9 protein-coding genes are annotated in these 11,786 nt (G+C 69.9%); 7 read left to right on the top strand and 2 right to left on the bottom strand.

What is annotated here, in order from left to right; genetic code table 11:
- The first annotated feature begins 110 nt into the window (after nucleotides 1–110).
- Entirely contained in the window at nucleotides 111–2,375 is a 2,265-nt protein-coding gene (locus H7F38_RS10950; protein ID WP_187094079.1) for a hypothetical protein, read from the top strand.
- 209 nt (nucleotides 2,376–2,584) lie between these two features.
- Nucleotides 2,585–3,652, top strand: a complete 1,068-nt coding sequence (locus H7F38_RS10945; RefSeq protein ID WP_187094078.1) for a hypothetical protein — start codon at nucleotides 2,585–2,587, stop codon at nucleotides 3,650–3,652.
- A 107-nt stretch (nucleotides 3,653–3,759) separates the two neighbouring features.
- Here the strand turns inward: H7F38_RS10945 and upp are convergent, their stop codons facing one another.
- Nucleotides 3,760–4,383 carry a uracil phosphoribosyltransferase gene (upp, locus tag H7F38_RS10940; protein ID WP_187094624.1) on the bottom strand — a complete coding sequence of 208 codons (624 nt, stop codon included), beginning with the start codon at nucleotides 4,381–4,383 and terminating at the stop codon, nucleotides 3,760–3,762.
- A gap of 234 nt (nucleotides 4,384–4,617) precedes the next feature.
- Between upp and deoC the strand changes: the two genes are divergently transcribed.
- From deoC to H7F38_RS10920, 4 genes are all read left to right on the top strand, one after another.
- Nucleotides 4,618–5,589, top strand: coding sequence for a deoxyribose-phosphate aldolase (gene deoC / locus H7F38_RS10935; RefSeq protein WP_187094077.1), 972 nt, complete (start codon nucleotides 4,618–4,620; stop codon nucleotides 5,587–5,589).
- Nucleotides 5,590–7,077, top strand: a complete 1,488-nt coding sequence (locus H7F38_RS10930; protein WP_187094076.1) for an aldehyde dehydrogenase family protein — start codon at nucleotides 5,590–5,592, stop codon at nucleotides 7,075–7,077. It begins immediately after the preceding gene.
- On the top strand, nucleotides 7,077–7,979 hold the full coding sequence (locus tag H7F38_RS10925) for an aldehyde dehydrogenase family protein (RefSeq protein WP_187094075.1): 903 nt from the start codon (nucleotides 7,077–7,079) through the stop codon (nucleotides 7,977–7,979). The genes H7F38_RS10930 and H7F38_RS10925 overlap by 1 nt, the downstream gene beginning before the upstream one ends.
- 166 nt (nucleotides 7,980–8,145) lie before the next feature.
- Nucleotides 8,146–9,501 carry an FAD-dependent oxidoreductase gene (locus tag H7F38_RS10920; RefSeq protein ID WP_187094623.1) on the top strand — a complete coding sequence of 452 codons (1,356 nt, stop codon included), beginning with the start codon at nucleotides 8,146–8,148 and terminating at the stop codon, nucleotides 9,499–9,501.
- Between the two features lie 81 nt (nucleotides 9,502–9,582).
- Here H7F38_RS10920 and H7F38_RS10915 read toward each other — a convergent pair whose 3' ends face one another.
- Nucleotides 9,583–10,026 carry a MarR family winged helix-turn-helix transcriptional regulator gene (locus tag H7F38_RS10915; protein WP_187094074.1) on the bottom strand — a complete coding sequence of 148 codons (444 nt, stop codon included), beginning with the start codon at nucleotides 10,024–10,026 and terminating at the stop codon, nucleotides 9,583–9,585.
- Between the two features lie 400 nt (nucleotides 10,027–10,426).
- On the opposite strand from H7F38_RS10915, the gene H7F38_RS10910 reads away from it, so the two are divergent.
- Nucleotides 10,427–11,512, top strand: coding sequence for an S-(hydroxymethyl)mycothiol dehydrogenase (locus H7F38_RS10910; protein WP_187094073.1), 1,086 nt, complete (start codon nucleotides 10,427–10,429; stop codon nucleotides 11,510–11,512).
- Nucleotides 11,513–11,786 lie beyond the last annotated feature (274 nt).

Genomic DNA, 11,786 nt, shown 5'->3' with positions numbered 1-11,786 from the left:
CCGGCGCTCCTTCCGGGCCCACCCGACCCGTCGTACGCGCGCGGAGCCTTCGCCGGCCCGCCGAGGAGTTGCCGCCGGCCCGGTCGAACCGGCCGCCAAGGGAGAACATCATGACGGGAAACGACGTCGTCGTTCCGATCGAGATCCTGACCTACAGCCACGAAGAGGGCACGGTGAACGGGCACGCCGTCACCCGGGGTAGGTACCCGACCATCCACGACGCCTGCATCGCGCTGACCGTTCCGTACGCGCAGCAGGCGGGTGCACCCATCCTCACCCATGCCGTCGACACCATCGGAGCACCGTCGGAGTACTGGCTCCACGTGCACCCCGACGGGCAGGCGACACCCGCGACCGCCGGTTCCTACCCGTCCCCGGTGCCGAGTCCGCGAGACCATGTCTCGTCCGGCGACGTCAGCATCGCACCGGCGCCCCCGGAGCCCGGATCCGCATCCCCGACGACGTTCTCGCCCGAACTGTCCCCGCTTCCGGTCCTCGCTCCGTTGCCCGCGGTGGCGCCCTTTCCGGCCATGCCGCCTCTTCCGGTGACGCCGGTGGACCGGTCGGACCCGTTCGACCTGCCCGTCGCGCGCAGCACGACTGCCCCCGATCCGGCGGGCCCGGGCGATCCGCCGGACCTCGGTCTGAATGACGATCCGCACGGTCTGGCCGTCACGCAGACCTTCGACAGGATCGCACCCGAACAGGCCGCGGGCGGCATCGTCGATGTCGGCGAGACCGCGGGCGGCGGGGCCGCTGTCGGCGATTCAGCTGTCGGCGACGTTGCTGTCGGCCATGTTGCTGTCGGCCATGTTGCTGTCGGCCATGTTGCTGTCGACGAGGCCGCTGATGCACCGCGACCGCCTGCTCCCTCGACCCCGGCGACAGAAGCCGAGCAACCCGCTCGGATCAATGGCCCTCTGGTCGAGGGCAACGCTGGATCCAGCAACGGCGCCGCCACCGAGAACTGGGCACCGCCGTTGACCAGGGCGGCCCGCCGGCACGCCGCGGACACCGAGACCGAGACGGAGCAGCCGGCGTCGACGGCGGGTCCCGCAGCCGACGCCCAGAGGCGCCACGCGCCGCCCGTCATTCCGGTCCCGAACCCGGCACATCCAGCCGAGATCACTGCGCCTCCCGGGACTACGCCGCCGGCTGTCATCCCCACCCCCGCGCTCCTGACCCACCCGACACCTCCGGGCCCGGCACCATCGGAGCCGTCGTTCCCGCTGTTGCCCGCGACCGGAACCTCGTCGTCGCCGTCGCCGGCCGCACCGGCTCCGACCCTGTCTGCGCCGCACCTTTGCGCTCCGGCTGGGTCGGCGCCCGCCCCTTCGGTTCCGGCGCTCTCGGCTCCGGCCCCGTTGTCGCCCCCGAAGGCCACCACGGCCGGCGCGCCCTGGACGGCGTTCGCCGATCCTGGTGGCGAAACGTCACACCCTTCCCCGACGCTCGACGACCTGTTGGCCACCCGCCCCACGCCCCCGGACGGGCCGGCCCAGTTGGGCTGGCGGGCCGCCGTGCGACGCCTGTCCGGTGGGTTGATCACCTTGCGCCCCGGCGGCGGCGAAGTGGTGCAGCGCAGGGCGATCGCAGCGGTGCAGCGCAGCCTGACCGGCCCCAGGACGGTGGTGGTGATCAATCCGAAGGGTGGCGCCAGCAAGACGACGACCACCCTGCTGCTGGCGGCGACGTTCGGGATCCACCGCGGTGGGTACACGCTGGCCTGGGACAACAACGAGACCCGCGGGACCATGGGGTGGCGGGCCACGCAGGGCCGGCACTCCAACACCGCGGTGGACCTGCTGCGGGAACTGGACCGGTTCGAAGACGCCCGATCGGCGCGGGTCGGCGATCTGGACAATTTCGTCCGCAGTCAGGGGAACGCGCAGTTCGACGTGCTGGCCAGTGACGAGGACGCCGCGTCGGCCGCATCGGTCGATGCGACTGCCTTCAATGCGTTGCACCGCAGCCTGAGCCGGTTCTACCGGGTGATCGTGGTCGACACCGGCAACAACATGCGTGCGTCGAACTGGGACGCCGCGATCGCTGCCGCCGACCAGGTCGTCATCGTCTCCACGATCCGTGAGGACACCGGCCAGTCGGCCGCCTGGGTGGCAGATGCACTCAGCGAGAAGGGCTTCGGCGACAAGGTCTCGGCTGCGGTCACGATCCTGGCCGCCCCGAGTACGCGGCCGGATCCGGCGCTGGCCGCGCGCCTCGGGGACCACTTCGGCCGGCTGACCAGAGGGGTGGTCCGAGTCCCGTTCGACCCGTCCCTGGTCTCCGGCGGCCCGATCGACATCGAGGCGCTCTCGTCGTCGGCACGCGACGCCTGGCTGGAGGCGACCGCACTGGTCGCCGACGGGCTGTAGCGGCCTGCCCGATCCAACACCCAACTCGGACCCGCGGGGCCTACGATTGGCTTTGATGGATACCTGAACCGATCGGGAGGACACGTCGTGGGTGATATCGGAGCCGACCCCAAGCGGGTGGAGATCATGCCGTCGCGCCCGGTCCTGCCGGCCACACCGGCGCCGACGCCGTCGACGCCGGCCCGACAACCCGAACCCGCGCCTTCGCGGTGACCGACCTGCAGTTCGACGTCCACGGACTTCGGACGTTCCGGGTGAGTGACGACGGCCATCTGCTGCCCGTCACCGCGGTCGACGACTCCTGGCGCGGCGGCGTCTGCATCGCCCGATGTCGGCATCGACCGGCACACAGGGCACCGGTCGAGAGTTGCCGGTGCGGCATCTACACGTTCCGGACGCTCTCGGTCCTGCGGGGCCAGTACGCACCGGCCGACCTCCTGGTGGCCGTCGTCGCGCTGGAGGGTCAGACGCTGGCCGGGTCGAGGGGATGGCGTTCCCAGGCCGGCCGGGTCATCGCCCTCTGGGTCGCCCCGGATGCCCTGTCCGGCGACCTGCTGATGACGTTGGCCGACAACCTGCCCGGCGTGAAAATCTACCAGGACGTCGACGAGATGCTCGCCCTGTACCCCGATCTGTCCGTGGAGTCGGGGACCGAGGCCGGGCCGAGGTCACCGAGAGCCGCCCGGGTCCGGCGGCAGGCCCGACTCCCGCTGCGGCGGAACGCGATTCGCGTCGAAAGACTACCTCTGTACCTGCTTCTCACCGCTGCGCTGTGTGCTCTGTTCGTCCACGCCGAGAGCGGGACGGCGCCGACGGGCCTGATGCTCGGCTTCGCCGAGGTCGGCCGGTTCCTCGCTGCGCACAACCAGTCGTTGGTCATCCCGTTGCTGCTGATCGGGCTGAGCATCTACGCACGGGCCACCAGTTCGCAGTTGGCCACCTGGCTCTCCCGGGTCGTCCGGATCTCGATTCCGGTGATCGGGGCCGGCGTGGTGGCCGCGCTGATCACCGGCAACCACGTGGAGACGAGCCCGCTGATCCTGACGATCGCGCTGTTGCTCTGGAGCCACTCACGGGTGCTGTTGGCCGAGATCTGCCATACCGACGGGGCCGGCTCCGTGCTGGCCCGCAAGATCGTCAGGGCGCGGACCACCCGCACGACGTCGCTGTCCTCCGGGGGCCGGGCCCCGGGTGTGGCCTACCAACTGCGTCCGGATCACTCCCCCAGGACCTACCCGCTGACCATCCCGGTGCATTTCGAGCCCCGCACCGCCTGACACCATCACCCCCCGACCGCCACCGCCGGCAGCGTCCTGCAAAGTGCGGCCTATCGGCCGCACTTTGCAGGACGTCCGCTGTTCGCCCGCTGTGTCCGGGGCCGGGTTCAGACCGCCCCGAACTGCCGATCGCCGGCGTCACCGAGACCGGGGACGATGTAGCCGGAGTCGTTCAGCCGCTCGTCGACCGATGCCGTGACGACGCGGACGCCGAGACCGGACTCGGCCAGCATCCGAAGTCCTTCCGGAGCCGACAGGGCGCAGATCGCGGTGACATCGGTGGCCCCGCGGGCCTTCAGCAGCTCGATGGTGTGCACCATCGAACCGCCGGTGGCCAGCATCGGGTCGAGGACGTAGACGGGCCGTCCGGCCAACGATTCCGGAAGCGAGACCATGTACGGCATCGGCTGCAGTGTGTCCTCGTCGCGGGCCAGACCGACGAAACCCATCTGCGCCTCCGGGATCAGCGCGTGGGCCTGTTCGGCCATCCCGAGCCCGGCGCGCAGTACCGGCACCAGCAGCGGCGGGTGCGACAACCTGGTCGCCGACGTCCGCGCGACCGGGGTGTGGATCGGCACCTTCTCGGTGGCCAGCGTGCGGCTGGCCTCGTAGATCAGCATCAGCGTCAGGTCGCGCAGTGCGGCACGGAAGGCGGCGTTGTCGGTGCGCGCGTCGCGCATCGTGGACAAACGCGCGGCGGCCAGCGGGTGGTCGACGACCACCAGGTCCAGACCAGCGGGAATCTCGTGCGGAGCGGGCATGGACGTCTCTCGCCTTCTGGGCACCTCGGGAATCGGTCGCCCCGAACGGTAACCGGTCGCCTCCGGGGCGCTCCCGGTGCGTTCGCCGAGCAGAACCCGGCTGCGCGTCGGAAACCGTTGATCCGGGTGAGCCTCCGCCGGCTGCCATCCTGATCGTGGGACATTCGGGAGCGGGCCGTCGGGCCACACCCTAGGATCGGCCGGGTGACCGCCCTCCCGACCCTTGCCGCACGCGGTCGATCCGACGGGCCGGCCGATGCCGTTCCGGACGAGTCGTCCTTGCGCCGGTTCCTGCACGGCCTCCCTGGTGTCGACTCGGTCGGGGTCGAGTCGCGAGCCGCCGGTCTGGCCACCAGGTCGATCAAAGCGGCGTCCAAGCTCCGGGCGATCGATCTGGCCATCTCGATGGTCGACCTGACGACGCTGGAGGGCTCGGACACCCCCGGCAAGGTCCGAAGCCTCGCGGCGAAGGCCCGTCGCCCCGATCCGGAGAGCCCCTGTGTCCCGGCCGTCGCCGCCGTCTGCGTCTACCCCGACATGGTCGCGGTTGCGGCGTCCGCACTGTCCGGCTCCGGAGTCGGCATCGCCTCTGTCGCGACCGCGTTCCCCTCCGGCCGGTCCAGTCTGGCCGTGAAACTGGCAGACACCCGGCTGGCCATCGACAGCGGCGCCACCGAGGTCGACATGGTGATCGATCGTGGCGCCTTCCTGGCCGGGAACTACGGCAAGGTCTTCGACGAGATCCGGGCCGTGCGGGCCGAGTGCGGATCGACCCGGCTGAAGGTGATCCTGGAAACCGGTGAACTGGCCACCTACGACAACGTCCGTCGTGCGTCGTGGCTGGCGATGCTCGCCGGTGGCGACTTCATCAAGACCTCGACGGGCAAGATCGCGCCGGCGGCGACCCTGCCGGTCATCCACGTCATGCTGCAGGCGGTCCACGACTGGTACGGCCTCACCGGCGACCGCATCGCCGTCAAACCCGCGGGCGGGATCCGCACCACGAAGGACGCCCTGCGCTACCTGGTCGCGGTCCGCGAGGTGGCCGGTGCGGCCTGGCTCGATCCGTACCTGTTCCGGTTCGGCGCGTCGTCGCTGCTGAACGACCTGCTGATGCAGCGACGCACCCAGATGCAGGGCCACTACAGCGGCCCCGACTACGTGACGGTGGACTAGATGTCGCTCGACCCGCACGCTCCCGGCCGCCGGGCCGCCTCCGACTGGGAATACGCACCGGCCCCGGAATCCGCCGCCATCGGCCGGGTCCGCGACCGCTACCAGATGTTCGTCGGGGGAAAGTTCGTCGACGGGCGCGGTGCGGACCTCACGACGCTGAATCCGGCGACCGCCGAGCCCCTGTCGGTGGTCTCCACGGCCTCGGGGCCGGACGTGGACGACGCCGTCGGTCAGGCCCGAAAGGCGTTCGAGGGCAGCTGGTCCCGGATCTCCGGGGCCGAACGTGGCAAGTACCTGTTCCGGATCGCGCGCGGCATCGCCGAACGAGCCAGAGAACTCGCGGTGCTCGAGACCCTGGACAACGGCAAGCCGATCAAGGAATCCCGTGACGCCGACGTCCCTACTGCGGCAGCGCACTTCTTCTACCACGCCGGCTGGGCGGACAAGTTGCAGCACGCCGGGTTCGGGCCGTCGCCCCGGCCACTCGGCGTCGTCGGGCAGGTCATCCCCTGGAACTTCCCACTGCTGATGGCCGCCTGGAAGATCGCGCCGGCGCTGGCGGCGGGCAACACCGTCGTGATCAAACCCGCCGAGACCACGCCGCTGTCGATCCTGGTGCTGGCCGAGATCCTGGCCGACGCCGACCTCCCGCCGGGCGTGGTGAACATCCTGCCCGGTGCCGGCGACATCGGTCGCGCCCTGGTGAACCATCCCGGCATCGACAAGGTCGCGTTCACCGGGTCCACCGACGTCGGCAAGCAGATCCAGCGCTCGCTGGCCGGGACCGGCCGGCGGCTGACCCTGGAACTGGGCGGCAAGGCGGCCAACATCGTGTTCGACGACGCGCCGATCGACCAGGCCGTCGAGGGCATCGTCAACGGGATCTTCTTCAACCAGGGTCATGTCTGCTGCGCCGGATCCCGCCTGCTGGTGCAGGAGTCCGTGGCCGAAGAGGTGATCGCCAAACTGCAGGAACGGATCTCGACGCTGCGGCTCGGAGATCCGATGGACAAGAACACCGACATCGGGGCCATCAACTCCGCGGAGCAGCTGGCCAGGGTGACGGCGCTGGCCGCCACCGGGGACGACGAGGGCGCGATCCGGTGGACCTCACCCAGCCCGGTTCCCGATCGCGGTTACTTCTTCCCCCCAACGGTTTTCACCAACGTGGCGCAGTCGATGCGGATCGCCAGGGAAGAGATCTTCGGCCCGGTGCTGTCGGTGCTCACGTTCCGGACGCCGGACGAGGCCGTCGCGAAGGCGAACAACACGCCGTACGGATTGTCGGCCGGCGTGTGGACCGAGAAGGGCTCGCGCATCCTGGGGATGGCGTCCGCGCTGCGCGCCGGGGTGGTGTGGGCCAACACCTTCAACCGGTTCGACCCGACGGCCGCATTCGGCGGCTACAAGGAATCCGGGTTCGGGCGCGAGGGCGGACGATCCGGGCTCGCCGCCTACCTGGACACCGACGACGAGGGGGGCCTCTGATGCCGGACGAGCACCCGCCACCGGGGGCGGAACGGCTGGCCGTGGCCAAGACCTACAAGCTGTTCGTCGGCGGGGCGTTCCCGCGTTCGGAATCCGGCCGGACCTATCAGGTCACCGATCCCCGCGGACGCTTCCTGGCCAACGCCGCCCGCGCCTCGCGCAAGGACGGTCGCGACGCAGTCTCGGCCGCCCGCAAGGCGTTCGGCGGCTGGTCGGGCGCCACCGCCTACAACCGGGGCCAGGTCATCTACCGGATCGCCGAGATGCTGGAGGGTCGACGGGCACAGTTCGTCGACCTGCTGACGTCCGCCGGCGAGCACGACGCCGCAGCGTCCGTCGACGCCGGCGTCGACCGCCTGGTGCACTACGCGGGCTGGACCGACAAGCTGGCCGCAGTTTTCGGCGGCGCGAATCCCGTGGCCGGGCCGTTCTTCTCGTTCTCCACTCCGGAGCCCACCGGGGTCGTGGTTGCGGTTGCGCCGCAACAGGACTCGCTGCTGGGACTGGTCAGCGTGATCGCCCCGATCATCACCTCCGGCAACACCGTGGTGGTCATCGCCTCCCGGCATCGCCCGCTGGCGGCGCTCGCTCTGGCCGAGGTGCTCGCGACCTCGGACCTGCCGGGCGGGGTGGTCAACATCCTGACCGGCGACCCGGCCGAGATCGCACCGTCGCTCGCCGCGCACGGCGACGTCGATGCGCTGGACCTGACGGGCACCGAAGGCGAACTGCGGACCGCGCTGGAGCGGGAGGCCGCCGGCACCGTCAAGCGCGTTTTCGCCCCATCGGCCTCGGACTTCACCAGAGCCCCCGGCACCGCCCGGCTACGCGCGTTCCTGGAGACCAAGACCGTCTGGCACCCCACCGGGGCGCTGTCCCTGGGCGGTGCCGGCGGGTACTGAGCGCTCGTCGATCCGACTCCGCGCAACCCCGGCCGTCCTGACGGATTGCGTGGTCAGCAGGGCCTGCGAGATTACTCACCATGCAATGCAGGGCCCCCTGACGTGCGCCCACCTGCCGTAATCTGGAGTGGTTGACCGTCTTGAGGAGAGTGCTGTGAGTCTGCCCGTGTCGTTGCCACTGCGTGTCGCCGTCGTCGGCGCCGGTCCGGCCGGCATCTATGCCGCCGACATCCTCACCAAGAACGACCCCGACGTGACGGTCGACATCTACGACCGACTTCCGACACCCTACGGTCTGATCCGGTACGGGGTGGCGCCGGATCACCCGCGCATCAAGCAGATCATCGTCGCCCTGCACCGGGTGATGGAGTCCGATCGGATCTCCTTCATCGGCAACGTGCACGTCGGCGTCGATCTCAAGGTCGACGAGATGCGCGAGTTCTACGACGCGATCATCTTCGCCACCGGCGCCGAGCGCGACCGGCCGATGGACCTGCCGGGTATGGACCTCGAACGCTCCTACGGGGCCGCCGACTTCGTCGCCTTCTACGACTCGCACCCGGACCGCGAGAAGACGTGGGACCTCTCCGGGGCGCACTCGGTGGCCGTCATCGGGGTCGGCAACGTCGGTCTCGACGTGGCGCGGATGCTCGCCAGGACGGCCGACGAGCTGCTCTACACCGACATCCCCGAGCACGTGCACGCTGCTCTGAAGAACTCGGCCGTCACCGACGTGCACATGTTCGCCCGACGCGGACCCGCGCAGGCGAAGTTCACCCCGGTGGAGCTCCGCGAGCTGGACCACTCACCCAACCTGCAGGTGCTCGTGCAGCCGGAGGGGATGGAATTCGACGCCGGCTCGCAGGAGGCCCTGAGCAGGTCCAAGTCGTTGCGCATGGTCGTCGACGTGTTGTCCGAATGGGCGATCCGCGACGCCGACGAGAACTTCCAGCGCCGCATCCACATCCACTTCCTGGAGAACCCGCTCGAGGTGATCGGCGAGGACGGCAAGGTCGTCGGGCTCCGCACCGAGCACCAGGAGCTGACCGGCGACGGCGACGTCCGCGGCACCGGCGAGTTCACCACCTGGAACGTGCAGGCCGTGTACCGCGCGGTCGGCTATCGCTCGGAGGCGATCGAGGATCTGCCGTTCGACACCCGCAACTTCGTGCTGCCGAACCGGGAGGGCCGGGTGCTGGACCTCGACGGCCAGCGGTTGTCCGGCATCTACGCCACCGGCTGGGTCAAGCGCGGCCCCGTCGGCCTGATCGGGCACACGAAGTCCGACGCCGCCGAGACGGTGGCCAACCTGCTGGCCGACGCTCCGGAGCTGGTCAGGGCGCCGGTCCGTGACCGGGAGGCGGTCCTCGCCCTGCTGGCGTCCAAGTCGCTGCCGGTGACCGACTTCCAGGGCTGGGATCGACTGGACGCCCACGAACGCTCGCTCGGCGAACCGGTCGAGCGGGAACGGATCAAGCTGCACTCCCGCGACGAGATGACCAAGGTCGCCGTCACCCGCTGACCCCTGCCTACGTTCTGCGCGTCGGAAGCAGCCCCGCCTGCGCATGCCCGGCACTGGGCGTCGCCACCTCCGAGTTCGGGCTCAGGGTCCGGTGGCCAGGACGCTCGCGAGTAGCTCGTTGAGCTGTTCTCGGCCCTGTCCGGAGAGTCCGAGGGATTCCTCGACCCGGGCGACTGCGGCCGAACACTGGTGCAGACGCTCGCGACCGGCGTCGGTCAGCCGGATCGCGATCCGGTGCCCGCGCCCCGCCGGTAGGTCGCGTTCGACATGGCCGAGTGATTCGAGCGATTCGAGCAGTTCGCTCATCGATTGTGGGGTGACCAGAACGGATCTGGCGATCTGGTTGTTGCTCATGTCCGGGTGCAGCTGCAGTTGCAGCAGGACGCCGAACTGAGTGGGGGTCAACCCGAGACGAGAGAACTCGCGATGGAAACGCCGGCCGATCAGGTGACCGGCCTGGATCAGGTTCCAGGCGGTGATCTGGTCCGGCGGGGGGCCTGCCCATGTCGGGGAATTTGAGGGCATCCCCGAAGTCTAGAGCGCACGGTGTGTTCGGCGGCTGACAGTTGGGTACGGACCCAACGGTGGTGGGTGGTGCCCGCGTGGGTCACATTCGGCGGCAGCGGGGGTGTTCTGGTCCAGGCTCCTCGCCGCTTCTCTCACCGCTGCACGGTGGACCGGGGTCAGACCAGGGGCGGGCCAGGGGCGGTTCCGGGGCCAAACTCCCCGCCCACCATCCGCCGCTCGGTGCGGTCGGCCGGAGACCGACCGGCCGGAGTCACGGCCGTGCCGAGCACTGCAGCCGGTGTCGGCCCTCCGGAGAGACCTTGGATACCCTGCGGAGCAAGGAACACGACCGTCGGGCCGTGATCGACGAAGTGTCCGCGGACGGTGCGGTCGCGGCAATCAGCAGGAGGAACAGGCAATGGTGCAGAAGGTCCAGGGCGTCATCTCGCGGGCGAAGGACGCTCCGGTCGAGTTGGTCACCGTGCTGGTTCCCGATCCGGGCCCCGGCGAGGCCGTCGTCAAGATCCAGGCCTGCGGCGTCTGCCACACCGACCTGCACTACAAGGTCGGCGGCATCGGCGACGACTACCCCTACCTGCTGGGACACGAGGCGGCCGGCATCGTCGAGGCGGTCGGCGACGGCGTCACCGAGGTGGCGCCCGGCGACTTCGTCATCCTGAACTGGCGGGCCGTCTGCGGACAGTGCCGGGCCTGCCTGCGCGGTCGTCCGTGGTACTGCTTCAACACCCACAACGCCCGGCAGAAGATGACGCTGGAGGACGGCACCGAACTGTCGCCGGCGCTGGGGATCGGTGCCTTCATCGAGAAGACCCTGGTGGCCGCCGGCCAGTGCACCAAGGTCGACCCGGCCGCCCCGGCCACGGTGGCCGGTCTGCTCGGCTGTGGCGTGATGGCCGGACTCGGCGCCGCCATCAACACCGGGAACGTCACCCGCGGCGACAGCGTGGCCGTGATCGGCTGCGGCGGTGTCGGCGACGCGGCGATCGCCGGGGCACGTCTGGCCGGAGCGAGCCGGATCATCGCCATCGACATGGACCAGCGAAAGCTCGAGTGGGCCAAGGATTTCGGGGCGACCCACACCATCCTGGCCTCGTCCGGCGATGTCGTGGAGCAGATCCAGGCGCTGACCGGCGGCTTCGGCGCGGATGTCGTGATCGACGCCGTCGGACGACCGGAGACCTGGAAGCAGGCGTTCTACGGACGTGACCTGGCCGGCACCGTCGTACTCGTCGGCGTGCCGAACCCGACCTTCCAACTGGAGATCCCGCTGATCGACGTCTTCGGGCGTGGCGGCGCGCTCAAGTCCTCGTGGTACGGCGACTGCCTGCCCTCCCGCGACTTCCCGATGCTGACCGATCTGTACCTGCAGGGCCGGCTGCCGCTGGACAAGTTCGTGTCGGAGGAGATCGCCCTGACCGACATCGAGGCGGCCTTCGAGAAGATGCACAAGGGTGAAGTCCTGCGCAGCGTGGTCGTGCTCTGACCCACACTGAGCTGGATCATCGGATCGGCCTACGCGGCGGGACGCAGTGCGTCCCGCCGTCGTGATCTGCCTGCCGAAGCAGCCCCTCGTCCGTCACCATCGTCCCTCGGCCGTGGTGCCGAGCAGGCGAACCCCTCGAACGGACATCATGATCACAACGGAAATGGGCCGGTCCGCAAAGCCCGCGCGGGAACTCCGAACGACACCGAACGGCATTCGACCGTCACCGCAGCTCAGGACGGTGGGCCGATGCACACGTCGAGGACGTCCGGAC

It is taken from the genome of Nakamurella sp. PAMC28650 (assembly GCF_014303395.1).
Taxonomy (GTDB): Bacteria; Actinomycetota; Actinomycetes; order Mycobacteriales; family Nakamurellaceae; genus Nakamurella.
The sequence above is the reverse complement of the archived record's forward strand: the minus strand, read 5'-3'. Positions and strand labels throughout refer to the sequence as shown.